Source organism: Ruegeria sp. H7, from assembly GCF_056532945.1.
The window spans coordinates 109,636-135,628 of the sequence record NZ_JBQFNZ010000004.1; the positions used below are offsets into that span (position 1 = coordinate 109,636).

The 25,993-nt window shown below is 59.9% G+C and carries 23 protein-coding genes; 7 read left to right on the plus strand and 16 right to left on the minus strand.

All coding sequences use genetic code 11. The annotated features are described in order from the left end of the window. Positions 1-35: 35 nt before the first annotated feature. From ACR0AC_RS11085 to ACR0AC_RS11100, 4 genes are read right to left on the minus strand one after another with little or no spacing between them, the layout of a single operon-like run. The gene (locus tag ACR0AC_RS11085) at positions 36-524 is read right to left on the minus strand and encodes a universal stress protein (protein ID WP_170622571.1); all 489 of its coding nucleotides are present in this window, start codon (positions 522-524) and stop codon (positions 36-38) included. A 24-nt stretch (positions 525-548) separates the two neighbouring features. Then, positions 549-1,889, minus strand: a complete 1,341-nt coding sequence (locus ACR0AC_RS11090) for a TRAP transporter large permease (RefSeq protein ID WP_170622570.1) — start codon at positions 1,887-1,889, stop codon at positions 549-551. Continuing rightward, positions 1,889-2,431, minus strand: a complete 543-nt coding sequence (locus ACR0AC_RS11095) for a TRAP transporter small permease (RefSeq protein ID WP_170622569.1) — start codon at positions 2,429-2,431, stop codon at positions 1,889-1,891. The genes ACR0AC_RS11090 and ACR0AC_RS11095 overlap by 1 nt, the downstream gene beginning before the upstream one ends. 60 nt (positions 2,432-2,491) lie before the next feature. After that, positions 2,492-3,508: a TRAP transporter substrate-binding protein gene (locus tag ACR0AC_RS11100; RefSeq protein WP_480873366.1), complete on the minus strand. Its 1,017-nt coding sequence runs from the start codon at positions 3,506-3,508 to the stop codon at positions 2,492-2,494. A gap of 149 nt (positions 3,509-3,657) precedes the next feature. On the opposite strand from ACR0AC_RS11100, the gene ACR0AC_RS11105 reads away from it, so the two are divergent. Together ACR0AC_RS11105 and ACR0AC_RS11110 are read left to right on the plus strand one after the other, a co-directional pair. Then, positions 3,658-4,578, plus strand: coding sequence for a LysR family transcriptional regulator (locus ACR0AC_RS11105; RefSeq protein WP_480873368.1), 921 nt, complete (start codon positions 3,658-3,660; stop codon positions 4,576-4,578). A 38-nt stretch (positions 4,579-4,616) separates the two neighbouring features. Beyond that, a complete protein-coding gene (locus ACR0AC_RS11110; protein ID WP_480873370.1) occupies positions 4,617-5,960 on the plus strand; it encodes an MmgE/PrpD family protein in 1,344 nt (447 codons plus the stop codon). 288 nt (positions 5,961-6,248) lie between these two features. On the opposite strand, the gene ACR0AC_RS11115 is transcribed toward ACR0AC_RS11110, so the two are convergent. Beyond that, the gene (locus ACR0AC_RS11115) at positions 6,249-8,645 is read right to left on the minus strand and encodes an FAD-dependent oxidoreductase (RefSeq protein WP_480873372.1); all 2,397 of its coding nucleotides are present in this window, start codon (positions 8,643-8,645) and stop codon (positions 6,249-6,251) included. A 3-nt stretch (positions 8,646-8,648) separates the two neighbouring features. Continuing rightward, positions 8,649-9,272 (minus strand): cupin domain-containing protein, encoded by a 624-nt coding sequence (locus ACR0AC_RS11120; protein WP_480873374.1) that lies wholly within the window; start codon positions 9,270-9,272, stop codon positions 8,649-8,651. 59 nt (positions 9,273-9,331) lie between these two features. On the opposite strand from ACR0AC_RS11120, the gene ACR0AC_RS11125 reads away from it, so the two are divergent. After that, the gene (locus ACR0AC_RS11125; protein ID WP_480873376.1) at positions 9,332-10,513 is read left to right on the plus strand and encodes an aromatic ring-hydroxylating oxygenase subunit alpha; all 1,182 of its coding nucleotides are present in this window, start codon (positions 9,332-9,334) and stop codon (positions 10,511-10,513) included. Between the two features lie 37 nt (positions 10,514-10,550). Here ACR0AC_RS11125 and ACR0AC_RS11130 read toward each other — a convergent pair whose 3' ends face one another. The 3 genes from ACR0AC_RS11130 to ACR0AC_RS11140 all read right to left on the minus strand — a co-directional run bounded on the left by ACR0AC_RS11130 (position 10,551) and on the right by ACR0AC_RS11140 (position 14,325). Beyond that, positions 10,551-11,555: a carbohydrate kinase family protein gene (locus ACR0AC_RS11130; RefSeq protein ID WP_480873378.1), complete on the minus strand. Its 1,005-nt coding sequence runs from the start codon at positions 11,553-11,555 to the stop codon at positions 10,551-10,553. 109 nt (positions 11,556-11,664) lie between these two features. Beyond that, positions 11,665-12,756: an aminomethyl transferase family protein gene (locus tag ACR0AC_RS11135; protein ID WP_480873380.1), complete on the minus strand. Its 1,092-nt coding sequence runs from the start codon at positions 12,754-12,756 to the stop codon at positions 11,665-11,667. A 12-nt stretch (positions 12,757-12,768) separates the two neighbouring features. Beyond that, the gene (locus tag ACR0AC_RS11140; RefSeq protein ID WP_480873382.1) at positions 12,769-14,325 is read right to left on the minus strand and encodes a trimethylamine methyltransferase family protein; all 1,557 of its coding nucleotides are present in this window, start codon (positions 14,323-14,325) and stop codon (positions 12,769-12,771) included. 100 nt (positions 14,326-14,425) lie between these two features. On the opposite strand from ACR0AC_RS11140, the gene ACR0AC_RS11145 reads away from it, so the two are divergent. Then, positions 14,426-15,298: a LysR substrate-binding domain-containing protein gene (locus ACR0AC_RS11145; protein ID WP_480873384.1), complete on the plus strand. Its 873-nt coding sequence runs from the start codon at positions 14,426-14,428 to the stop codon at positions 15,296-15,298. A gap of 123 nt (positions 15,299-15,421) precedes the next feature. On the opposite strand, the gene ACR0AC_RS11150 is transcribed toward ACR0AC_RS11145, so the two are convergent. From ACR0AC_RS11150 to ACR0AC_RS11175, 6 genes are all read right to left on the minus strand, one after another. Next, complete coding sequence (locus tag ACR0AC_RS11150; RefSeq protein WP_480873386.1) at positions 15,422-17,092, minus strand: BCCT family transporter; 1,671 nt, start codon at positions 17,090-17,092, stop codon at positions 15,422-15,424. 84 nt (positions 17,093-17,176) lie between these two features. Continuing rightward, positions 17,177-17,488 carry a non-heme iron oxygenase ferredoxin subunit gene (locus ACR0AC_RS11155; protein ID WP_170622557.1) on the minus strand — a complete coding sequence of 104 codons (312 nt, stop codon included), beginning with the start codon at positions 17,486-17,488 and terminating at the stop codon, positions 17,177-17,179. Between the two features lie 4 nt (positions 17,489-17,492). Beyond that, positions 17,493-18,794, minus strand: coding sequence for a M24 family metallopeptidase (locus tag ACR0AC_RS11160; RefSeq protein ID WP_480873388.1), 1,302 nt, complete (start codon positions 18,792-18,794; stop codon positions 17,493-17,495). Beyond that, the gene (locus ACR0AC_RS11165; RefSeq protein ID WP_480873390.1) at positions 18,791-19,639 is read right to left on the minus strand and encodes a 3-methyl-2-oxobutanoate hydroxymethyltransferase; all 849 of its coding nucleotides are present in this window, start codon (positions 19,637-19,639) and stop codon (positions 18,791-18,793) included. Before ACR0AC_RS11165 ends, ACR0AC_RS11160 begins: the two co-directional genes overlap by 4 nt. Next, positions 19,640-20,668 carry a fatty acid desaturase gene (locus ACR0AC_RS11170; protein ID WP_480873391.1) on the minus strand — a complete coding sequence of 343 codons (1,029 nt, stop codon included), beginning with the start codon at positions 20,666-20,668 and terminating at the stop codon, positions 19,640-19,642. A gap of 4 nt (positions 20,669-20,672) precedes the next feature. Continuing rightward, a complete protein-coding gene (locus tag ACR0AC_RS11175; protein ID WP_480873392.1) occupies positions 20,673-21,428 on the minus strand; it encodes a class II aldolase and adducin N-terminal domain-containing protein in 756 nt (251 codons plus the stop codon). Between the two features lie 106 nt (positions 21,429-21,534). On the opposite strand from ACR0AC_RS11175, the gene ACR0AC_RS11180 reads away from it, so the two are divergent. Then, positions 21,535-22,416, plus strand: a complete 882-nt coding sequence (locus ACR0AC_RS11180; protein WP_480873394.1) for a LysR family transcriptional regulator — start codon at positions 21,535-21,537, stop codon at positions 22,414-22,416. 89 nt (positions 22,417-22,505) lie between these two features. Beyond that, positions 22,506-23,153: a GntR family transcriptional regulator gene (locus ACR0AC_RS11185; protein ID WP_480873396.1), complete on the plus strand. Its 648-nt coding sequence runs from the start codon at positions 22,506-22,508 to the stop codon at positions 23,151-23,153. Between the two features lie 91 nt (positions 23,154-23,244). Here ACR0AC_RS11185 and ACR0AC_RS11190 read toward each other — a convergent pair whose 3' ends face one another. Continuing rightward, positions 23,245-24,609, minus strand: a complete 1,365-nt coding sequence (locus tag ACR0AC_RS11190) for an FAD-dependent oxidoreductase (protein ID WP_480873398.1) — start codon at positions 24,607-24,609, stop codon at positions 23,245-23,247. Positions 24,610-24,763: 154 nt separating this feature from the next. Between ACR0AC_RS11190 and ACR0AC_RS11195 the strand changes: the two genes are divergently transcribed. Then, a complete protein-coding gene (locus ACR0AC_RS11195; RefSeq protein ID WP_480873400.1) occupies positions 24,764-25,906 on the plus strand; it encodes a mandelate racemase/muconate lactonizing enzyme family protein in 1,143 nt (380 codons plus the stop codon). Positions 25,907-25,993 lie beyond the last annotated feature (87 nt).

A 25,993-nucleotide genomic window follows, 5' to 3' on the forward strand; every position in this document is an offset into this window, starting at 1 on the left:
GGCTGCCCAGGTCGCTAAAGCGATGGGGAGTTTTGCTAGTTCTGGTTCGGCACCACAAGCGTCGGAATGGTTGATCTGCGCAGAACGCGCTTTACGACTGTGCCCAGAAACGTATGCGACGTGCCATGTTCGTGCGACCCCATCACGATGAGATCGCATTTCAGCTCTCTGGCGCGTTTCAGAATCGATTCGGCAGGGTGACCGTCGATCAGTTCCACCGAAGACACGGCGGAATATTTCTCCTGATCTTCGGGGGTCAGCGATTTCAGGAAATCGTGCTGATTGTCCGTCAGCAGAGACTTCACGGCATCGTGCCGGTCCTTGATGGCCTGCTTGCGGGATTTGTCGTCCTGAATGAACATCCGCATGGTGACGATGGCATCCTGCGACAACGGTTCGGTGACATGCAGCACATGGGCTTTTGCCCCATGTGCGATTGCGATGCTCAATGCGTGCCGAAGCGCGTTGTCCGCGTTTTCGGACAGGTCCGTTGCGATCAGGATATTCTCGATTTTGGGTAGCATTGTCTTCTTCCTCCGTGTCGCGGATCAGTACCCAAAGAACCTTGGGAGCCATAGCGCGATTTCGGGCACGAAAGCGATAATGAAGATCGCCACCGTGTTGATGAAGGCAAACGGCAGGGCCGCCACCGAAATACGCTCGATCGAGATATTGGAAATACCCGATGCGATGAACAGGTTTTCACCCAATGGCGGCGTCTGGAAGCCGATGCCCAGAGTACAGACCATGACAACACCAAAGTGGATCGGATCGATCCCCATGCTGTAGGCCACCGGCAGCATCACCGGAACCAGGATCAGAATGGTCGCCAGCGTCTCCATGAACATGCCGACGAACAGCAGGAACAGGATCACCAGCGTCCAGATGATATAGATGTTGTCGGTGATCGACAGCATCCCGTCCGCGATGATGGCGGGGATCTGGTTTTCAACCAGCAGGCGGCCAAACACCGTCGCCGTGAACATGATCAGCAGCACGCGGCCGGTCAGCCAGGTCGTGGTCTCAAGCGAGGTGAACAGCTTCGGCCATGTCAGTTCGCGGTAGATGAACGCACCCACGATCAGAGTGTAGAAGATGGCCACAATCGCCGCCTCGGTCGGGGTGAAGAAGCCCGAATAGATGCCGCCCAGAATAACCACCGGTGCCATCAGCGCCCAGAACCCACGGTACATCTCGCACCAGATATGGCGGGCGGACCAGCCTTCGGTCGTGCCTTTGTAGCCGCGCTTTCTGGCCAGGATGTAGTTCATGACCAGCAGGCTTCCGGCAATCAGGAAGGCCGGGAAAAAGCCCGCGATGAACAGTTTCGGAATCGACACAGTCTGGAAGGTGCCATGCTCGGCCACCGCCTCGGGTGGGGGTGGCATACCCAGTGCCGCGATGCCGAAGATGATCAGCGGGATCGATGGCGGGATCACGATGCCCAGACCACCGGACGAGGCCGTGATGGCCGACGCATAGTCGCGGCTGTAGTTCCGCTGGATCATCGCGGGGATCATCAGCATGCCCACCGCCGCCGTTGTCGCGGGCCCCGAGCCCGAGATCGCGCCGAAGAACAGGCAGGCAAAGACCGCCGCTGCAGACATGCCGCCGGTAAACGGCCCGGCAAAGCTTTCGGCCACGTTGATCAGCCTGCGGGACAGGCCCGACGCCTCCATCAGCGCACCGGCCAGAATGAAGGCGGGCAGCGCCATCAGCGGGAAGGACCCCACCGAGGTAAAGGCGATCTGGACGAACTTGATCGGGTTTTCATCCAGCACGAGGAAGGTGATCAGCGTCGACACACCCAACGCCACCGTGATCGGCGCGCCGATGAACAACAGCAGAAGGAACCCGCCGAACAGGATATAGATGATTTCGGTGCCCATTACTTGCCCCCTTCTTCGCCGAGTTCTGCGCGGACCTCTTCCAGGTCAACCTTGTCCGGATCGCGCAGATCCTCGTCCAGAACGATTTTCTTGTAGTTCACCTGAATAATGCGAACGGTCATCAGGGCAAATGCAATGGGAAGAACGATGTAGACCCAGCTGAGGTGGAACCCGAGCGTCTGGGACGACTGGAACCGGTTCATACGGTTGAAGATGAAGTCCAGCGCCAGATAGACGAAATACAGGTTGAAGCAGATCCAGAACAGGTCGGCGAACGCTTCGATATACTTGATCGCGCGCGGCGGCAGAAACTTGAACTGGAACGTCACCCGGTTGTGGGCGCCCATCTTGGCCGCATAGCTCGCGCCGAAAAACACGAACCAGACGAACATGTAGACAGACAGCTCCTCGACCCAGGAGAACGAGAAATTGAACACTGTTCGGACGACAACCTGAAGGAACAACAAGCAAACAAATGTCGCAAGCAGAAAGCGGCAAAGGTAGCTTTCTATATTGTTGAGGATCCCTAAAAAGGTTTTCATATGCCCCTCCCTAGAAGTGAGAGAGCGCCACTTGGGCGCTCTCTTGGTCTTTTTGTATTATTATTCCGAGACCGGCTCGCGGCCGATTGCGGCCAGCACGGCGTTCAGCTTTTCGACGCCGCCGATGCTGTCATAGAACTTTGGCCACACGGCGGTGGTTGCCAGTTCGATGAACTCTGCCTCGTCGTTTTCAGGAACGTGGATTTCCATGCCCTTTTCGACCAGCAGTTCTTTGATCTCGGCTTCCTTGTCGCGCAGGAACTGAGCCGAGGCTTTGGTGGCGTATTCACCGGCTTCCAGAATCATGGCCTGATCTTCAGCCGACAGACCCTGGAATACCTGCTCGGACACGATCAGAGGCTCGATCGAGAAGATATAGCGGATCTCGGTGACGTAGTCCTGAACTTCGTAGAACTTCATCGCGTTGATGGTGGTGTAGGGGTTGTCCTGGCCGTCCACAACTTTGGTCTGCAGACCGGCAAAGGTTTCCGACCATGCCATCGGGGTCGGGCTGATGCCCCACGCCTTGTAGGTGTCGATCATGATCTCGTTCTTGGGAACGCGGATGACCAGACCTTCCAGATCAGCAACCGACTTGACCGGTTTTTTCGAGTTCGTCAGAACGCGGAAACCCGTATAGGTCCATGCGATGATGCGAACACCGGCGTCATTGATGGTGTTCTCGGTCAGTTCCTGACCAATCGGGCCTTGGGTCAGCGTTTCCGCGTCTTCCAGGCTGAGAATCACGTAAGGCAGCGTGAACACACCAACGGTTGGCGAGAACGGCGTGACGTTGTTGATCGCCAGCAGCGACATGTCCAGCGTGCCGATTGCGGCATCGTTGACGGTGTCCTGTTCGGATCCCAGCTGACCGTTCAGGAACAGTGTCGCGGTGTGATTGCCGCCTGACAGCTCTTCCAGTTTTTCCTTGAAGGCAAGGCCGGTTGCTTCCTGGCTGGACCCTCCGCTGTCACCGACAGCGATCTTGAAGTTCTTGGCGCTTGCAGGCGCGGCCAATGCCAATGCGCCAAGCGATGCAACCGCCGCAAATGTTTTGATACTGTTGAGCAGAGTCATAAAACCTCCTCCTGTTCGTTGGTTTTTGGAAAGTGTTCCGACATGAACGAGCGCTCACTAGACTCACTTCGCACGAACACTAAGTTGTTTTGACTGTAACGCTAAGATAAAGTAATCGACGTAAAGGTGCAGAAAACTACACGTAAACCGTGCCACAGAAAAAAGCAATTACCAGCATCTCTGATGTCGACATAAGGCTGCTTCAGGTCTTTCGTACAGTCGTCTCCTGTGGCGGGTTCACAGCGGCAGAGTTTGAACTGAACATCAGCCGGTCGACGATCAGCAAGCATATTGCCGATCTCGAAACCCGGCTGGGCGCAAAACTGTGCCATCGGGGGGCCGCCGGGTTTTCCCTGACATCGGACGGCCAGTATGTGCTGGACTCCTCCAATGAGCTGTTTCTGGCCATCGACAAGTTCCAGAACGGGCTGGGCGATGTGCGCTCGGAACTGACCGGAAAACTGCGTATCGCCTTGTTTGATCATTCTACTTCAAACGAGGAATCCAACCTCGACGAAGCAATCAGACTATTCATCGACAAGGCGCCGGGCGTGACGCTGGACATATCCATGGAGCCGCCGAACATCATCGAAGAAGGCGTCATCAACGGGCGCTTCAATCTGGGGATCGTTCCCTTGCATCGGCAGTCGCCGATGCTGTCCTACTCGGAACTTTATGTCGAAAGAATGCGGTTGTTCTGCGGCCGAGAGCACGAGCTGTTTCATTCCGCGTCCGACATCGTCCCCCTGAACCAGCTGCGCAAATACAATTATGCCGGTCTGAGCTTCAACTCGCCCAACATGGCCGTTCACCAAAAGTTGATGCTGAGGAAATCCGCATTCGTCCAAAACGAAGAATCTTTGATGCTTCTGGTTCTGTCCGGTCGATACTTGGGGTTCGTGCCGACACATAAAGCACGCGCTTTGGTGAAGGACGGTTTCCTCAAACAGATCAACTGCCCCGAGGCCGAGTTTTCGTCGACCATGGCAGCCATTGTCCGAAAAAGCGCATCAAAGGGACGTCGGTTGAATTTGTTTCTGGATATTCTGCGCAAAGCCCACGAAAGTTAGCCGCGAACACAGCCCTTCTGATTGCAGAGGATAAACGCGTGACCCCCAGTTTCGACGCTTTTGCAGCCGGACTGCGCTATGAGGATTTGCCCGAACAGGCGTTGTGGACTCTGCGCCGCTCCTTTCTTGATACCATGGGCGTCGCGGCCATCGGGGCCACCACCGAGCTGTCCGGAATCGCGCGTCGCGTGGCCCCGCTGATTTTCGGGGCGGGCGGTGCGGGGCAGGCACAGATGCTGATGGACGGGCGCGCGGTCAGCCCCGTCGGCGCGGCAATGGCCGGTGCCTTCACGATTGACAGTATAGACGCCCATGACGGCACTACGCCCTGCAAGGGCCATGCGGGATCGGCCATCTTCCCGGCACTGATCGCGATGGCGCAGGCCAGTGCGCCAAAGATGGACGGGCGCGACTTTGCCACGCTTCTGGCGACTGCGTACGAGCTGTCTTATCGCGCCGGTCTGGTACAGCACGCAACCTGCGCCGATTATCACACATCCGGGGCCTGGACGGCCGTGGGCGTCGCGGCAGCCGGTGCAAAGCTGCTGGGCGGACACGCGCAGCATATCCGTCACGCCGCAGGTATCGGCGAATACCACGGCCCGCGCAGCCAGATGATGCGCTGCATCGATCATCCGACCATGCTGCGCGACGGGGTCGGCTGGGGGGCACCATCAGGCGTCACCGCCGCCTATCTGGCCATGGAAGGCTTTACGGGCGCCCCTGCCCTGACCTGTGAAGGCGATGACGGCGCCGCCTTCTGGAACGATCTGGGATCCGGTTGGCGGTTGGTCGATCACACGCATTACAAGGCTTACCCGTGTTGTCGTTGGGCCCATCCCTCACTTGATTCGGTTCGGGACCTGATGCGCGAACATGCTCTGTCCCACCAGCAAATCGAACGTGTAGAAATCCGAACCTTTCACTACGCCACCCGTCTGGCAGGCCACGAACCGGCAAATCAGGACGAATTTGCATATGCAATTGCCTTTCCGGTGGCGGCAATGATTGTGCGCGGCCGCCTGGGGATTGAAGAGCTAAGCGCAGACACATTGCGCGACCCCGACATCCTGCGTGTCAGCCGCGCCATTCACCTGATAGACGACCCCGAGATGACGCGTATCAGCACCGACAAACGCTGGGCTCAGGTGACGCTTATTCTGCGCGATGGCCGCCAGATCGCCGATGCACCCCGCACCCCCCGCGGTGATGCAGACATGCCGCTAAGCGACGCGGAAATTCACGAGAAATTCCACCTGCTCGCCGACCCCGTCCTTGGATCGGACCGCGCCGATGAAATGGCAGAGCTGGCGTTGCAATTCGACAGTCTGGACAGCGTCCGTTTTGCTCGGCTTCTTGAGCTCTGTTGCCTGCCTGTCTGAACCACAGTCTTTCACCGTCCCGCAACGCCTTTGAACCAAACCAGGCGACGGCCTCTCTGAATATCGGTTATCGCACCGTCGCTAGAGCAAGAGCCGCACTACCCGGTCTGGGTCAGCCTGACGCGTGACTCTGTCAAGGAACTGAACAACGCCAACCTGTCCTTGTTGTCCGGCATGCAGGCCGAGGTCTACCTGATCACAGAAAACCGCACGCCTTTAAGTTACCTGACAAAACCACTGACCGATCAATTCGCACGCGCGTTCAGGTAAGAGGTCGCAGACATAGCTTCAGGCTTTTGCTCTGGCGTTGCTCCTGTCCCATGGGGCCTCGGACAGGACGGTCGCGTCGATCAATCGCCCGAGAAGCGAGACATGCACCAACGTCCCGGCGGCGCGTGCGTGATCTTTCAGGAAGGCAATGGCCAAAGATTGATCAACGCTGTGCCCATAGGCCGCCGAGGTGATCGAGCCGACCCGTTCACCGTTCAGAAACACCGCTTCGCCGATCAGCGCATCGGTGGTTTCACCCTGAAGCGCCAGCAGGGCGATGCGGCTTTGCGGTTGGCGGGCCAGCATGGCCGAGCGGCCCACGAAATCCTTGTCGGTGGCCGCAAACCGTTCCTGACAGACATCCTTGTGACTGGCATCGTTGGCCAGTTCGTGGCCGCCGCGATAGAATTTCTCGATCCGCAGACTGTCCAGCGCGCGGGTTCCGAACGGGGCCAAGCCGTGGGCCTGCCCAGCGTTCCACAGCACATCCCACAACGCACCCAATTGATCGTTGGGGGCGTGAAGCTCATAGGCCAGCTCTCCGGTAAAGCTGAGCCGCAGGGCGTGAACGGAAATACCTGCGATGGTGATCTGTTTGGTCGAAAGCCACGGCAGGGCCTTGTTGCTGACATCGTCCGGGGTGACGGTTTCCAGAACCTCACGCGCTTTGGGACCGGCGAGGCACAGGAGACCGATTGCATCGGTCTCGTTCCGGATTGTCACGCCCTCCATCGGCACACCGCAATGCAGGGTCAGCCAATCCCAGACCCGCCGTTCCGAGGGCGCGCCGGTGACAAAATAGAAACTGTCTGGCCCCGTGCGGGCGATGGTGGCCTCGCCTTCGATTGTGCCCTTACGGTTCAGAAGCAGTGTCAGACAGGTCCGCCCCACGCGCGGCATCCTGTTGGCGCAGACCGCGTTCAGCCACGCTTCGGCCCCCGGCCCTTCGATCCGGAATTTGGCAAAGGCCGAAAGATCCGCAAGGCCCACATGGTTGCGGACCGCATGGCATTCCGCAGCGGTTTGCTGAAAGCTGCTGGTGCGTCGCCAGCCCATTGGCTCGGGCGCGTAAAGGCGGGGGCGTTCCCAACCTCCTGCCTCTTCGAACGTGGCCCCAAGTGCGGCGCTGCGGTCATGGGCGCCGGATCGTTTCACGTCGCGGCAGGTTTGGCGCTGGTGCTGCGGATAGGGCATGGCTTGGCGCAGCGTGTAATCCTCGGTCGCGCGCTGGCGGGCATAGTCGGCGTCCGCCCAGATGCCGAACCGGCGCGGATCAAAGGCACGGGTCGAAATACCCGCGCTGCCTTCGATCATCCATTCGGCCAGCGCGCGCCCTGCCCCCGGCCCCCAGGCAATGCCCACGGTAGCCCCACACGCCAGCCAGAAATTCCGCAACCCCGGCGCAGGGCCAAGCAACATCGCGCCGTCAGGCGTATAGGTGATACCGCCATTCACCACCCGCTTGATCCCGCGATTCATCAGGGCGGGCATACGTTCGAAACAGTTTTCCAGCCACGGGGTGATACCGTCCCAGTTGGGCTCAAACAGCTCGTTCTCACTGTCCCAGGGGCAGCCATCGGGCCAGACCGATTGCGGGTCCTGCTTGTCATAGAGACCGATCAGGGCGGACCCCTGTTCGCGCCGTGTATAGCCGCAGAAATAGTCGTCACGCGTGACGGGGATCTCATGCGTCATCGATGTAAATTCGGGCACCTCGTCGGTCACGACGTAGTGGTGCAGCATGGTGGTGATCGGCAGGTCCAGCCCGACCATCGCCCCCACCTGCCGGGCGTGATACCCCGCAGCATTGACCACATGCTGGGCGATGATCGTGCCCTGCTCGGTCTCGACCTGCCATTCGCCCGAGGGAAGCTGCATCAGGCCTGTTACCCGGCAATTGCGCCGCACCTGCGCCCCCAACTGCCGTGCACCCTTGGCCATAGCCTGACAGGTGCCCGAGGGATCAACATGTCCGTCATCCGGCGTGTGGATCGCGCCCAGAACACCCGCCGCCTCGACGTCATATAGCGGGTTCAGCCGCGCCACCTCGGTCGCGTCGATGATATGAGCCTCTTGCCCGCGCGCCAGCACCGCGTCGCGGATGTGGTTGATCCAGTCCATATGCGCGGGGCTGGTTGCCACTCGCAACGAGCCGCAATTGTGCCAACTGACGCCAACCTCGGTTTCACGCTCGATCCGCTTGTACAGGTCCACGCCATAGTCATGGATCGACCCCAGCGCCTGCCCGCCGACCATGCGGCTGACCAGACCGGCGGCGTGCCAGGTCGCGCCGCTGGTCAGTTCGGATTTCTCGATCAGGATACAATCGGTCCAGCCCATATGGGCCAGGTGATACAGCACACCCGCACCCATATTGCCGCCGCCGATCACAACTACGCGCGCGTGTTCCGTCATTGCCTATCTTTTCAGTGTGACCGGCGTGTTGGCCCAGACGATCTGGGCCTCGACCCTGCCGGGATTGCGATACCTGTGTGGAATGTCGGCGGAAAAGCCGAAACTGTCGCCGGTTTTCAGGTGAAACACCTGATCGTCCAGCGTCAGTTCGATCTCGCCTCGCAGAACCATCCCGGCCTCTTCGCCTTCGTGGGTATAAAGGTCATCGCCGGTACTGCCGCCGGGTTCGTAGGTGGAAATGCCCATCGCCAGTTGCCGGTCCAGACTGGCCGACAAAAGATGGTCTTCGAACCCCATGTAATCCGTGCCCGACAGGCCCGAGTATGTCAGCTTTCGCCGCCGGTCAGCGCGCACGATATAGGGGCGTTCCTCGGCGGGGGTGGGCGTGTCGGTTTCGAAAAACCAGCCCACCGGAACGCCAAGCGCCTCGGCAATTTCCTGCAGCGCAGTAACCGAAGGGCGTGCCAGACCGCGTTCAATCTTGGACAGGAAAGACACCGATCGCCCCGACACCTCGGCCAGATCGTTCAACGTCATCTTCTGCGCCTTGCGCAATGCGCGCAGGTCTTCGCCCAGTTTGCCAAGCGAGTCTCGAGAACTTGTTTGATGATTTTTCTTGACGTTCATGAAAATTTACCGTGCATAATTTTCCTAAGCCCGCAAGAATTTTCTGAATGGAGCAGCAGATGGACGGACAATTCCCGGACACGCCAGTTTTGCAAAAGGTCAAGGAGCTGCTTGGCCCCGAAGGCTTTGCCCAAACCTTTGCCCCGATCGAAGAGGCCAGCGGGCTGCCCAATGCCGCCTATTGGTCTGACGAATGGCTGGCGCTTGAGAAAGAGCACTGTTTTCGCCGGTCCTGGGTGTTTGCGGGTGCGGCGGCCGAATTGCCCGAACCCGGCGACATGAAACCGTTGGAAATCGGAGGTGCCCCGCTGATCATTCTGCGCGATCAGGATGGGGAAATTCGGGCGCTGCACAATGTCTGCCGCCATCGCGGGCTGAAACTGGTGACGGAACCTTGTAAAAGGTCAACCCTGACCTGCCCCTATCACGCATGGGTTTACGGGCTGAACGGCAAGCTGCGGGCGCGGCCGCATTTCAGCGGACCTGACGTGACCGACCGGTTCAAGGATGGTGGCGGCGACAAGCTGGATCTGGTGCCGGTGCGGTCCGAGGTCTGGAACGGTTGCATCTTCGTCAACGTCTCGGGCGATGCTGAACCGCTGCAGGAGTGGCTGGCACCGATGCTTGAACGGACGCCGGGATATGATTTCACGTCGATCCGCTGGGCCGGCAAGATCGATTTTGAGGTCGAGGCCAACTGGAAGCTGGTCTATGAAAACTACATGGAGGGCTATCACGTCTTTTCGGTACATCCCAAGCTGCTGAAATTCGCGCCCATGAACGTGCGCTGGTCCGGCGAATGGGACCGGCATGTGTTCTATAACGACTATATCTTCCCGGAACTGGGCGAAGGCCGAGGCGACCGCCTGCCCCATTATCCCGGCCTGTCGGAGCAGGATGCCAAACGGGGCCTCTGGTTCCTGTGCTTCCCGCATTTCGCCGCCGAAGTCTTCCCCGATCAATTCACCGTGCTGGTCAGCTATCCGATTGCCCCGAACAAAACCCGCGAAGAACTGCATGTCTTTCTGATCGGCGATGCCGCCACCTCGGACGACCATGCCGAGGCGCGGGCCGAACTGATGCAGATGTGGGACGATCTGAACCGCGAAGATCTGGGCATGCTGGAACTGTTGCAACAGGGCCGTCTGTCCCCGGCTTATGACGGAGGACGCCTCAGCCCGCATTGGGAAGGACCAACCCATGATTTTGGCCGCCGGGTGGTCGAGCGGATTTTGACCTGAGCCGCGGTCGCTGCCGGGCAAAACGCAATTGTCGCCCTTATGGCGGCTTTGTCGGTGCAACAAGATCGGTCATACCTTCGGTTGCCGTATAGCCTGACAGGCACGCCACCGCCGCGCGCATCCCGAACCTAAGGCTGCTTTGAATGGGCCAATCCTCGTGCAGACCGTGAATGACACCGGCGGCAAAGGCATCCCCCGCGCCGACCGGGCTGATGATCTGGTTCACAGGGATGGGGTCCGGTTCAATCGAATACTCTGCGTCATTGCCACACCAAACGACCTGCTCCGGAGAATGCAGAACAACGGCCTTTTTCACACCGCCCGCCTTCAAAGCGCGGGCAGCCTGCATCATCGCATCGGCGGAACCGGCCACAGCCACTCCGGTTGCGTGCTCGGCCTCTTGCTCATTGGCAAACAGAACATCAATCGCGGGCAGCGTGGCTTCGACCACATCCCTGAACCTGTCCGACTTGAACGACACGAGGTCAACGCAGGTTTGAATGCCCTTTGCGCGAGCCTGTGACAAAACCTGTGCCGCAACGGTTTCGCCACCGGGCAAAACGACGTCCAACTGATCAAGCAAGGTCAGGTAGCCAAGATACAGCAGCTTGACGCCAGACTCTGACAGATGCTCGATATTGATCGCGGATGCATCCAGATGGCTGTTGGTTCCCGGATAGTGAAAGAAGGTCCGACTATCGCCCGGAACGTTCATCACGTGGGTCTGGGACGTGGCCGCTTGCGCCGTTCGCTGCAACCCGTCCAAGGGCAACCCAGCCTCTTTGCACAGGCGCAGGACTTCGTCTCCCAACGCTCCGGCGCCTATGAGACCGATTGGCCAAATCGGGTAAGACACCTTCATCGCCTTCAAACCCAACGCGACATTTGCCGGACCGCCTCCAAGGCCCACATGCTGCGTTTCAATGCGCGCAAGGTCCGATTTCTCGGGCCAATGCGAAATTGTGTGAACCGTGTCCAGGATCCAATTGCCCGCACAGGCAACGCCTTGTCTTTCAACCTTCTTTTGGACGTGTTTGGGCATGAAAACCACCTGATGGAACCGGGTTCTGACGGCAACATTACCCGATCTTTGCCCAGATCATGCTTTTCAAGTGGCTTCTATCGCCTGATGCCGTTGTTGGATGGCGGTTCTAACCATGGGTTCGGGTCTTGTCGGGATCATAGACCGGGCCGGACACCAGCAAGGCCGATGTCTTCAAACCGTCGCCCGTCACTTCGAGTTTGGTGCCAACCGCAAGGCCCGGCCTGACATGCCCCAACGCAAGTGATTTTCCCATCCGATGCGAGAAACACGGGCTGTTGATTACACCCACATCCTCGCCGTTCAGAGACAGTGTTTCACCGCCTGCAACCATGTCCGGGTGGTCGATATCGAGGCAAACATTGCAGACCTTTTCGTTCCCCCTGGCCGCCAACACGGCCGCCTTGCCCCGGAAGTCGCCCTTGGTTGTGCTGATCGTAAACCCCAACCCAACTTCCCACGGCGTGTTTTCTTCGGTCATGTCGTAGCCGTAAAACAGCAGACCGGCCTCGATCCGAACCTTGTCCAGCGCAGTGAAGGAACAGGGCATCACGCCGGCATCGACCAGTTTGTCCCAGATGTCCCCAATCACTGCGCCATCCGCAAAAACCTCGTACCCGCGTTCGCCGGAATATCCGGTGCGCGAGATCCGGCAGGGATGGCCAAACAGATTTGCGGTGGCGTGTTCGAAATAGGCAAGCCCGGTCAGGTCAATATCCGTATGGGCGTTCAGAATCTCCAGCGCGGCCGGACCCTGCACCGACAGATCATGCAGATCGTCGGTAAACTCGACCTCGACGTCGCGCCCCTTGGCCGACGCCGCAAGCAAGGCCATCGTGTCGCCCGAGCCATGCACGATCATCCATTCGTCCCCGCCATTGTTCGACACGATCGCATCGTCCGCGATCCCGCCCTGATCGGTCAGCACGCACAGATAGGCTGCCTTGCCCGGTGCAAGTTTCGATAGATCGCGTGTAGTCAGATGATCCAGCGCCGCTTGCGCATCGGGGCCGCGCACAAAGACCTTTTTCAACGGCGACATGTCAAACATGCCTGCCCGTTCCCGTACCGCGTCATGTTCATCATTGGGGTCGGTGTCATAGGTCCAGGCGGTGCCCATGCCGTTCCAGTCCTCCAACCCCGACCCAAGCGCCCTGTGTCGGGATGCCAGGGCAGATGTTCGGCTGAGCTCTTCGGTCATTTTCGGTCCTTTCTAATGCCATTCATCCGGCATTGCCGCCTTGCGTTCGGAAACGAACGCCGCAAGCGCGGCGCGACTACCGGGTTTCATTTCAGGGTGTTCGTAGTCGTCCAGCATCTGCCGCCAGCGGGCCGAGGCGCGCTGATCCGCGGTCAACGCTCCGTTCTCGACCCAGGTCTCATATGGGCCCGCATCCGCGATCTGCGGCTCGTAATTGGCCGAGGTGTAGTGGCGCAGCGTGTGACTGGTCGACAGGAAGTTTTCGCCCGGCCCGGTCTCGAAATAGGCATCGCGGCCAAACGCCTCGTCATCGGTATCAAACCCCTGCAACAGTTTCAGCATCGCGCCGCAGTGGTCGAGATCCATGATGAATTTCTCATAGGACATCACCAGCCCACCTTCGAGCCAGCCCGCCGCGTGCCAGACCTGATGCGCCCCCGACAACAGCGTCGCCCACATCGCGCCAACGCTGTCCTGCATCGCCTGCCCGTCCGGTGCGTTTGAGGCCGTGATCTGACCGCCGCCGGACCGCACGGGCACGCCAAGCCTGCGGCCCAGCTGGCCAAGCGCCATGGTGGTCATGTTGGCCTCGGGCGACCCGAAGGTCAGCGCGCCGCTGCGCAGGTTCATTGTCGAGTGAAACGAGCCGAACACCACCGGGCAACCGGGCCGGACAAGCTGCGCCAGCGCAATCCCCACCATCGCCTCGGCCAAAGTCTGCGCCGCCACAGCCGCGGGGGAAAGCGGCCCCATGGCTCCGGCGAAGATCGCTGGTGAAACACAGACGCACTGGTTCGCCTCGGCATAGACGCGCAACGCGCCGGACATGGTGTGATCATAGATCAACGGCGAATTCACGTTGATATTGGCCTGCATCACCGCATGGCGATCCATCATGTCGCGCCCAAAGACCAGCCGCGCCATTTCGATACTGTCTTTGGCGCGCTCTGGTGCGGTGACCGATCCCATGAACGGTTTGGTCGAAAGGGTCAGATGCGCCAGCATCATGTCCAGATGACGCTTGTTGACCGGCACATCCGTCGGCTCGACCACTGTCCCGCCGGAATGGTGCAAAGCCTGAGAGCGATAGGCAAGCTTCACGAAGTTCCGGAAATCCTGCAGCGTGGCATAACGCCGACCGCTCGCCAGATCGCTGACAAAGGGTGAGCCATAGCCGGGCATCAGCACCACATTGTCACCGCCCAATGTGACGGTGTGCTTTGGGTCGCGGCCATGTAGCAGGAATTCTTCGGGGGCGGTGGCACACAGCGCGCGCGCATGACCCGGCTTGAACCGCACCCGCTCACCTTCGACACGGGCACCCGCCTCGGAGAAGTAGGTCAGCGCCGTCTGGTCGCCGCGAAACTCGACCCCGATCCTGTCCAGAATCCAGTCCGCCTGATCCTCGATCCGGGCAAGCGCGGCTTCGTTCAGCAATGCGTATGGCGGAATCTTGCGTCCCTGAAACGGCTGAACCTCGGGCGGCGTGTTATGGCGCGACAAACGCCCGCGACGCATCCTGCCGCGATCGCCTGACAAACCCGATGCGTTCAACCTGCCCAACGTCATCCCTCCGACCAGTAGGAACAGAACCAGCTATGCATGGCGATCAGGCTTTGAAAATCGAGTTTTTCTTTCCCATGCGTTCAAGAATTTTGTACGAAAAACTATGCGCACCCTGTTCCGCCATCACGATCTTCTCAGGCAGTTTGTCGAAATTGCCCGCTACCCGAGTTTCTCTGACGCCGCCGAGGCGCTCAACATGACCAAGGGGGCCATCAGCTATCAGATCAAAACGCTGGAAGGTGATCTGGGCATGGCCTTGTTTCGGCGCACGCCGCGCGGGGTGGCTTTGACCGGCGAAGGGCTAAAGGTCCTGGCCGCCTGCCAGACGCATTACGAGGGGATCGAGGCCGGATTGCTTGCCCTCAAGGGCACAACATCGAAAACCCTGACTGTTGGCGTTTCGACCTATTTCGCGGCACGCTGGCTGTCGCCCCGGCTGATGTCCTTCATGCAAAGCCATCAGGACGTCCAGCTGCGAATTCAACCCATGGTGCAGTTCTCGGGGCACGAGTTGCAGGATGTCGATCTGGCCATTCGCTGGGGCAACGGAAACTGGCAGGACGGCGTGGTCACGCCATTCATGCCCATCCGATCGTTCCCAGTTGGCAATGCGGAAGCCGCGCAACTGGTCGCACAATTGGGCATCGGGAACGCAATCTCGCGTTTGACGCTGCTGCGGGATCGCGACGACAGCAACGCCTGGTCCGAGTGGTTGACCCTGGCGGGCCTGCCCCTGCAAACCAGGCGGGACGCGTTGATTGTGCCGGACCCGAACGTGCGGGCGCAGGCTGTGATCGACGGTCAGGGCATCGCCTTGATGGATGATCTTGTCAGCGACGAACTGGGCACTGGCAGATTGGCCCGGCTGTCAGATATTGTGCTGTCCGACTACGGCTATTTCCTGTTCAGACCGCATCACGTTGTTGAAACCGAAACCGCCCGGCTGTTTTCCGATTGGTTGCAGGGTCAGACCTGAGGGGGCGTTTGCACTGGCTGGGATGAGAAGGCCATTCTCTGGCACCAAAGGTTCGGACTATTGCCGCCCTTTAACCGGGAAAAATGGGCCGCCGAAACCGGCGGCCCATATCTTTATGCCGCGTTATTCGGCGGCAACTTCGTCGTTTACGGTGCTTTTCACACCTGCGGCCTGGCGTTTGCCATCCTTGTAGATCGCCTTCAGGACCGAGATGCCCATCAGAACCATCACAAGGCTGAACGGAAGTGCTCCGATCACCATGGCCGTCTGGATCGCCGACAAGCCGCCCGCGATGATCAGACCGCCGACAACCAGCGCCATGGCAACACCCCAGAACAGGATGTGCGGGCGGGCTTTCGGGCCTTCGTCACCGGCTGCGTTGATCGTGTTGATGATCAGAACGCCCGAGTCCGCCGTAGTGACCAGATAGGTCAGCAGCAGGACCATGACGACCAGGGACATGACCCAGGCCATACCCTCGCTCAGCATCACGCCCAGCATGGCGAACAGCTGATCCGCCTGACCGGCATCCAGAATGGCGCGGTTGGCATCGCCGTTCAGTTCCAGATCAATGGCGGTGCCGCCAACCATCGAGAACCAGACAAAGCACATCAGGCCGGGGATGAACATCGCGCCGATCACGTATTCACGCACGGTACGACCGCGCGAAACGCGGGCAAGGAACAGGCCCACAAACGGCGCGAATGCGATCCACCACGCCCAGTAGAAGATGTTCCAGCCACCCTGCCAGCTGGCCAGCTGATCGGCCACCGAGCCTTCGACGCCATCGCTGCTCCAGACGTTGAACAGGATCCATGGCAAGTTGGTGATATAGTCGAAAATCCCGACAACCAGCGCCTGCAGACCAAAGAAGGTCGAGCCGAAGATCAGGAAGAAGGCCAACAGGAAGAAGCTGAGGCCCATGTTCAGGTTCGACAGCCACTTGATGCCTTTTCCCACACCGGACAGCGCCGACAGGGTCGAGGCGCCCATGATCACGAACAGCGAGAAGATGATCGCCGCCTTGGACACGGTGCGCGTTCCTTCGGCATCAACGGTATAAAGCCATTCGCCAAAGCCGATCCGGTACAGGCCGGACACGAACTGATCGACGCCAAAGCCCAGCGTTTGCGCCATACCCAGAATGGTTGCGACAACCGCCACAACGTCAACCAGGTGGCCCAGCGGACCGGACAGCGCCTTGCCAAAGATCGGGGTCAGACCCGAACGGATGGTCAGCGGCAGGCCGCGACGGTACGAGAAATAGCCCAGCGACAGGCCGACAACCGCGTAAGAGGCCCAAGCCGCCACGCCCCAATGGGTGAACGACCAGATATAGGCGTCACGCACGTTGCCCAGCGTTTCGCCTTCGGTCAGACCCATGATGGTCGAGGGGTTGGACTTGAAGTGATAGATGGGCTCGGCTGTCGCAAAGGTCAGCATCCCGATGCCGATCCCGGCACCGAACATCATCGAAAACCATGAGAAGTTCGAGAACTCGGGCTTGTCATCGTCCAGGCCCAGTTTCAGCCGCCCGGATGCGGGCCAGACCGCCAGCGCCAGACAGGTCAGCACGTAGAACGCCATGGCGTAGACGTACCAGTAGTTGAACGTGGACAGAATGAACGAGTTTATCCCGCCAAGAAAGGCGGCAGCATTATCAGGGAAGGCCACAGCCCAGATGATAATGATGCCCACGATCAATTTGGCCGAGACGGTTACGTCCTTTGTAAACCCTCGATAAAAGCCGCTATCTGCGACCTTAATGGGCAGATCCATTAGGGGTGGTTTCATGTTTCTCCTCCTGTAGACTTAGTTTTCTTAGTTGCTGGCTGATGGGCCCGCCGCATGGAAGCGACAGGTCATCAGCCGCGCGCGTCATCCGAGCTGCACAAAAACGTGACCGTTTTCGATTTTGACGGGATAGGTTTTCAGGTCCTCGGTACAGGGCGCGGACAGCGCCTTGCCGGTGCAGATGTCGAAACGTCCGCCATGCAGCGGGCACTCGATCACGCAGTCGATGACCAGACCGTCCTCAAGATGCTGTTCTTCGTGGGTGCAGTGGCCATCGGTGGCAAAAAAGCCTTTTTCGGTGTTGTAGATCGCATAGGTCTGACCGCCGTGATCCCAGCGGATCAGGTCTTCCTCGTCGATGTCATCCGTGCTGCAGGCTTCAATCCAGTCGCTCATGTGCCTAGACCTCTTTCGTCATCAGTTCTTCTTCAAAGGGGTAACGCGACAGGGTTATGGGTCCGCTTTCCGTGACCAGCACCATGTCTTCGAGTTTCACACCCTCGACCCCGCCAACCTCGCCGATATAGCTTTCGACACAGATCACCATGCCGGGCTCAAGCTCGCCGTCATAAAATTCCGGGTGGTCGGGGGAATGCAGGATCACCGGCCATTCATCGGCCATGCCCAGCCCGTGCATCATGCAGGGGTAAGGCTGATCGCCAAAGCCCGCAGGCGGCAGGTGGCGGTTCAGCGCGATGTCGGAATAGGCCGCACCGCTTTGAACCAGCTTGGTGTTTTCCATCACCTCGGTATGGGCCATGGTATACAGGCTTTTCTGATAGTCAGACGACCGACCCGGCCCGCAGCGGAAGGCGCGTGAAATATCGGCGCCATAGCTGAACGGCCCGACCATGCCGCAATCGAACACCACCAGATCACCGGCGCGGATCATGCGCGATGATGCCTCTTGCTGCCACGGGTTCGTCCGCTCGCCCGAGGCCAGCAGGCGGTAATCCAGCCATTCACCGCCACCCTCGATCAGGGCCGACCACATATGTGCCCACAGTTCCTGCTCCGTCACGCCGTTACGCAGGTTGTCGCGCATCCGGGTCATGCCATCCTCGGCCACCGCAATGGTCAGGTTCATCGCCAGAATTTCCTCGGGCGATTTGATCTTGCGGGCATGGGCCAGAACCGGGGCAACATCCGACACAGTGTGGCCCTTGTCGACCAGCGCCTGCTCGGCATGGAAACCGGCGCGTTCGATGGAGATTTTCCGTTTGCCCGGGCCGCAATGTTTCTGGATCAGATCATCCATCTGATCGGCCCATTTGCGCGTCCATTCGTCATGGCGCGGACCTGCGAACATATAGGAAAGCGGCAGCAGATCGTCCCGGATCTCGTCGATGGTCTCCAGCGTGCTGCCTGTATTCCGACCCGGTTCCGAGTCGAAATACACCACCGGCCCCTCGGCGGGCATGAACAGATACCCGGCCTGAATATGCATCTGGAACAGGGTACAATTGCGCACGCCGGTGGCGTAGCGGATCGACAGCGGCTCGACCAGAATGATCGCATCAAGGCCTTGCGCCCTGATCTGTTCGCGCAGCCGGTTCTGGCGATACCGGCGCATCCGGGGCACGTCGATCATCCCTTCGGTATCGACGGCCTGCATCGGGGGGGTGATCCAGGCGGCTTGTTCAAGCGTCAGCGGCTGGGGCTTGGCGGCGAAGGCCTGGCTATAGTCGGTGGCGTCGTTCATTGATGGGTCGGCGTCCATTTTTCGAGGGCTTCGAGGAATTTCTCTTTCTCGCCCGCATGCATTGAGATGTTGGTTTGCGGATAGGGGAAGTTGCCCGCCGTGACTTCGCGGTGGTATTCACCCAAGGCGGCCACGCGTTCTTCGTGGATCTGCTTGTGCAGACGGCCCACCTGTCCAAAGGCATAGGCGTGTTTCGGCGGCTTGTCCTCTTCGCTGGCCTCGCCACAGATATCCGCCACAAAGGAAAAGATCGCGTCGCCCGCCATGCCGGAGCCCAGCGAGAAGGTGACGACCGAGGTTTTGTCGTTCACCGCTTCCAGCACTTCTTCGGCCAGACATTCGACCTCGACCGCGAAGACGCCGACATCTTCCATGCGTTTCAGCGTGTTCCAGACCTGTATCGCCTCATCCGCTTTGCGGCCAAAGGCGCGCAGGCCGCCGCAATGGTGGCTGAAGGTGGGGATCAGGCCGATATGGCTTTGCACCGGGATGCCGTCGCTGGCCATACGCTCCATCACGTCGAAGGACCGCAGGGTATAGTACATATCCGCCCCGTGCCGCATCGCCTCATAGGCGTGGGCGACGATCTCATCGTCTGATCCGAACTGCGCCCAGCTTGAGCCCGCGCCGGTGAAATGCGCCGGGGCCAGTTCGCGCACGTCTTCCATCTGATCGGTGCCGACCACGAACAGGTCAATCCCCGCCTCGACACAGGCGGTGATCTGGTCCCGGTCCGCCGGGTTTGCCATCGACAGTTTTTTGCCCGACCCCTTGAGTGCCTTGAGGTCCGCAACCGTATAGTTGCGGACCGCAGGGTTACGACTGAAATCGTAGATGCGCTTCATTTACATTGTCCTTTCCGCGACACGCTCGATCGGCCCGCCGCTGGTGATCATATGAGGGGCCTGCCGGATGGAACCCGCCTTGGTCGACAGGCCCAGCGAACGGCGCAGCGTGACCACGAAGACCTCCCAATTGGTGCGCAGGAACCCAGGGTCGGGTTCGGGCAGTTGATCCTGCACCGCCTCGGCCAGTTTCGGCAGGGCGTGGAACGGCACCTGCGGATAGAGGTGATGTTCGACGTGGTTGTTCATGTTCATGTAGAGGAAGTTGGCCAGCCAGTGCCCCCGGAACGACCGGGTGCTGTCCAGGATCGAGGGCGAGTTTTCCTGCAATTCCACATGCTGGATCAGGGTGAACAGCAGCATGACGGGTGCACCCATGATGCGCGGGATCACGATGAACCAGATGGGCCACCAGATGCCAACGAAGGGCGCGATTGCGATCAGCGCATAGATCGCCAGCATGATCCGCGCGTTGCGGGTCATCTTCGCGAACTCGTTCTCGGGCGTCACCATTTTCATGGTGTCGGTGTAGTGACCGATGGCCAGATGCCAGAACACCTGCATGTGAAAGCGCAGCAGGCCAAAGCCGGTGATCTCGGTCATCCAGCCGCCAAAGCCCATCGGCGTGTCAAACGGCATCTGGCTGTCTTTGCCCACATGCCATGTATGCGTGTGGTGGTTGGTGTGGGTGTAACGCCGGTGCAGCGGCTCTTCCATGTACAGCAGCGATGTGACCCACAGAACGGTCTCGTTCAGCCAGCGGGTGCGGAAGGCGGTGCCATGCGCCGCTTCGTGGCTAAAGGAATAGGCGGGCACGGTCAGCACGATGCCATGCACAAACATGGCGGGCCAGACCCAGAGCGTACCGAGGCTGAACCAGACCAGCACGCCGGTCAGGCCAAGGGCCACCGCCCATTTGGCCAGATAGATCAGGCCCGGACGATCAGACCGGGCAGCGATGGATTTCAGGGTCTTCTTGTCCAGCTTGACGCCGGAAGAAGCCGCATTCGTTGGGACGTAGTCTGGCATGATCTCAGCTCGCGTAGTCGTCGTTTTCGTGGTCCAGAATGGCTTTCAGTTCGGCCAGATGGCGTTCTGCCTGACCGGGGTAGTCTTCCAGTTCCTGCGCGGTCTTCTCGGCGATCTCGTCCGACAGGACGCGCAGCGGCACATTGCATTGCAGCGCGCGGATATAGGTCTCGGCGGCGCGCTCGAAGTAATAGAGACGGTTGAACGTGTCCGCGACGCTGTCGCCCATGACCAGAACGCCATGGTTGCCCATGATCATGACCTTCTTTTTCGGGTCCTGCAGGGCGGCGGCACAGCGCGCGCCTTCGTCGTCGAAAGCCAGCCCGCCGAAATGCTCATCGACCACATAGCGGTTGAAGAAGGTCGCGGTGTTCTGGTCGATCGGCGGCAGGGTGCTGTCGGCCAGACAGGCCAGAACGGTGGAATAGATCGAATGCACATGCATCAGACAGCGGTGATGCGGGCAACCGCGATGGACCGAACCGTGCAGCCCCCACGCCGTCGGGTCCGGCGCGCCGGGACGGTCCAGCGTTTCGGGGTCGTTCGCATCCAGCAACAACAGGTCCGACGCCCGGATGCGGCTGAAATGCATCTGGTTGGGGTTCATCAGGAACCGGGTTCCGTCCTCATTGACCGCCAGGGAAAAATGATTGGCGACCGCCTCATGCATGTTCAGCCGCGCCGTCCAGCGGAACGTTGCCGCCAGATCCGCCCGTTCCGCCCAGTGTGATAGGTTTTCGCTATGCGCGGTTTGCAGCATTGGCCCTCTCCTCCTGAATTCAAAAAGAGATGCCTCAGGATGGGCTTTGGTGACAAATGATGAATCTTTGGCTATACTATTAGAAAAATTAATGGAGTGATCGCGAATGATCGACCCGGCCTCGGGCCTTCCCCCGCTGACATGGCTGCGCGCCTTTGAAGAAAGCGCTCGTCATCTGAACTTCACCCGCGCGGCCAATGAACTTGGGCTGACGCAATCAGCGGTCAGCCAGCATGTGCGAAACCTCGAAGCTTATCTGGGCCGGGACTTATTTATCCGCAAAACCAGAGTGTTAGAGCTGACCGAGGATGGCGCGAACTATCTGCCCAGCATCCGCGAAGCCTTTGCCCTGATCGCCAGCGGGACCCGTGCCTTTACCGGCTCTCCCAGCGGCGAGATCGTGCGCGTGCAGTGCAACATGGCGTTTTCCGTCTTCTGGCTGACCCCGCGCTTGCACCGGCTTTATGCGCGCTATCCATGGCTTGTTCTCGATATTGTGACCCCGATCTGGGACCCCGAGCGTCACGCATCACAGGCGGCGATGGAAATCCGGTTTGGACGGCCCGAGGAAATGCTCGAGTCCGCCGAACGCTTGTCCACCGACAATTTCTTTCCGGTCTGCACACCCGGCTATCAAGGCGGGAACATAGACCTGAATACGGCGGTTCTGTTCGATTGTGCCGGAACAACCGGAACATGGGATGCCTGGAGCAAGGCCAGCAACATCCCGTTCAGCAGATCCGGAAATGTCAATCTGGCCTCGACCTACGTGATTTCGATCACGGCGGCGCTCAACAATGCCGGGATGGCAATGGCCCATGACACATTGGTGTCCGATCTGCTGGCAAAGGAGCATTTGGTCCGGCCTTTCGAGGCGTCGGTCAAACAGGTCGAAGGGTATTACCTGTTCCCTCCGTCCCCGCATGCAATGACCCCAGCGCGCGAGACGTTCCTGAACTGGCTGCGCGAGGAAACCGAAAAGCCATGACTGCACGCCTTTGGACTCTGAACTGGCAGAAGAGGACGGCTTGGCATAATAAGGGCTGACCCTGATATATGAATTGATCGGAGTTTGGTGTGACAGATACGGAAAAGGCGTATGAAGCGCTGGAGGCGATGGTGGTTATCGGCCAGCTGACCCCCGGCGGCCTGTATACCGAACGCGAATTGGGCGAGATGTTGAACCTTGGGCGCACTCCGGTCCGCGAGGCGCTGCAGAAGCTGGCACATGAAGGTATGCTCGAGGTTCAGTCGCGCCGCGGCATTCAGGTTCCGCAGATCAGCGCGGGCGATCAGCTCAAACTGCTGAAGGTCCGCCGCGCGGTCGAGGCAATCTGTGTCGAATCCGCCTGTGACAATGCCTCGGACCATCAGCGCAAGGAACTGGCCGCTCTGGCCGACGACCTGCCCCGCATGGCGCAGAATGTGGAAAACCGGACCGATTTTCTGAAAACCCTGCGCACGGCGCATGAGGCGCTGACGGATGCAGCCGAGAACCCCTATCTGATCCGCGCAATGCGCCCGGTTCAGGGCCTGTCGCGACGGTTTTGGTTCTTCAACGCGACCTTTGACGATTATCAGAAGGCCGCCGGTCTGCACGCCGCGATATTGCGCGCCGTCAGCTCTGGCGACCGGACGGCAGCCTGCGCTGCATCCCATGCGCTGATCGATTACCTTGAAGAATTTGCCAGGGCGACCATCGACCTGCGCCCTGCCATGGGCTGATCCCGGGACGCCTTGGTCAGCCGCCGTCCGGAATGCTTCGGAGCCAAACGACGGCCCCAAAGCGCATACCGGGACGGCACCGAAGGCGCGGTTACAGGCGCGCGCCCTCTTGGTTCAGAAGGGTGCGGATATCGGCACCCTTGATGTCGCGGATGGCGATACCTTCGTTGATCGACAGATCGGTCGCCAGCGCGGCAGCGTGGCCATAGCCAAAGCACTGCGCGGTCACACGGGCCGAGGCTAGCGCCTCATGCTCGGCCGACAGGCAGCGGCCCGCGACGATGATGTTTTCGCCCTGCACCGGCACCAGCGTGCCATAGGGGATTTCGTAGGTGTCATCGAACAGCCACTCGACCTTGGGCTTGGTGCCGGAATGCAGCTCGATCGGCCAGGGTGAGGCGGCGATGGCGTCGGGCGATTTGCCCCGGCCCAGCACAGCGTCATTGGTCAGGGTGGCGATGCCGGTCACGGTACGGGTCTGGCGGATGCCGATCTCGACCCCGGTGTCGTTGACATAGCCCTCTTCGCAGCCCGGAATGTGCTGACGCAGGAAGTTCGCGTATTCGCGCACCTGCAGGCGGGCGACCAACTCGCCCTCGGAATGGTCAACCGGGTTGGTCACATCCAGATCGCGCCCGTCAAAGCCCAGAATGCGGGTGGCGTTCACCATCAGCTCGCCCGGGCGGGTGGTCGGGAAAATCCAGATCTTCTTGCGCGGCAGGCGCGAACCTTCGTTGTCGGCGGCGATCAGCTTGTCGATCACCTTTTGCGGGCTGATCGTATCCTCGCCCCAGTAATCACAGAACCGATCCACGTCGATGCCGCCCATGCGGAAGATCATGGTCGGGTTCTGGATTGCGCCGTTGTTGCCCTTGGTGGTGGCAAAACCGGCACGGTGGATCACGTCACCATCCCCCGACGCGTCGATGATCCGCTTGGCCCGCACCTGCGCCAGCCCGGACTTCGAGTTCACAATGACGCCGCCAAACGCGTCGCCCTCCATCAGCACGCCGACGACCTGCGAATGATACAGGATCTGAACGCCCGCCTCGCGCAGGAAACCGTCGGCAACCTCGCGCCAGACCAGCGGGTCGTGGGTGACGGTGAAGGTCTTGCCATAGCGTTGCGGCCCGCTGACGCCATTGCGGCTTTCCAGCGCGGCGCGGAATTTCTCGGCCCAGCCAAAGACCACCTGCTCGGGCGCGGCCTTTTCGTTTTCGGTCGACAGGAACATGCCGCAAATCGTACCGGACAGGCCTGCCACGGCCTCGCCGCCACAGAACCCATAGCGTTCGATCACCAGAACCGAGCGCCCCTTGCGCCCCAGCGTTTCAGCCGCCGCAACACCGGCGGCCCCACCGCCGACGACAACAACATCGACATCGGCGAACACGGGAAGAGTGCTGTCCGCGCTGTCCTTATAGGTGCTCTGCCACTGCGATTCAAAGCTGGCCATCTGCGGTCTCCTCTACAACTGACTGCCATTTGGGCGGTGATCGATTTTTGGCGCATTAACTGATATATCTATTGATCGTCAATAGTCTTTGACATAGTTGAGTAGAGCGTAGGAACGCAATTCAACCTCAACCCCCGCATCCGAGGGCGCGCAAATGGCTGAAATGACAGAAGATCGTTTTGGTAAGATCGAAAGAATCCAGGTCTATGTGGTCAAGACCGGAATCCCCAAATTCTCATGGTCGCCGACCATACCCGCACTGCTGACGACCAATACAATCGCCAGAATCACCACCTCGGACGGGTATGAGGGTGCGGGCGGTGTGTTTTCCTGCACCGAACATGATTTCGACCGCGCCGTGGCCGAAGGGATGCGCCCGCTGCTCAAAGGGCTGCTGGGCCGTGCAGCGCTGCGCCGCGAGGATATCTGGAAATGGATGCAGCTGCGCCGCCTGTCGATCCCCAACACCTCGATCGCCGGGCTGGACATCGCCATGTGGGATCTGGCCGCGAAACGGGCGGACATGCCGCTGTATATGTTCCTCGGCGGCGCGCGCGATCGGGTTAAGGCCTATGCCTCGACCCAGGTTTTCGACGGGCCGGAGCCTTATGTCGATCTGATTGACGAGCTGCGCGAACAGGGCTTTGGCGCCTTCAAGTTCCACTACAAATGCGAGCCCAACGCCGATATCGACATGATGCGCGCCGTCCATGCCGCCCATGGCGACAAGGGGCTGGATTTCATGTTCGACGCCGACGCCTATTACAGCCACAAGGGCGCGCTGAAAGTGGCCCGCGCGATGCATGAAATGGGCTATGTCTGGCTCGAAGCGCCCTTCCCCGATCACGATCTGGACGGCTATCGCGAGCTGCGCCGCCGCACCGAACTGCCGATCCTGCCGGGCGGCAACACCATCGTGGACCTGCCGAACATCGCCCACGCCATGCGGCATGATTGCTGGGACGGAGTGCGCATCGACGCCACCACCGCGGGCGGCATCACGCCGTCGCGCAAGGTCATGGCGCTGGCCGAGGCCAACAATTTCAACGTCGAGTTCCAAAGCTGGGGCTGCGCCCTGTCGATGGCGGCGAACTTGCACCTGATGCTGGCCTACGACAATTGCGACTATTTCGAAATGCCGGTGCCCTATGCCGACTTTCAGGTCGACGCGCTTGGCCGGATCGAGGTTGACGCTGACGGCTACATCAACGCCTCGGGCGGTGCCGGGCTGGGTCTTGAAATCGACTGGGATGAGGTCGAAGAGATGTCGATCTGCAAGATCGAGGTCCATAGCTGAGCGTTAGCAACCCAGACGTTGGCTTGCTGCGAAACCCATTGCGGCAAGCCGGTCTCAAAAACCATCTAGCGGCAAGCGGCCAGTCGC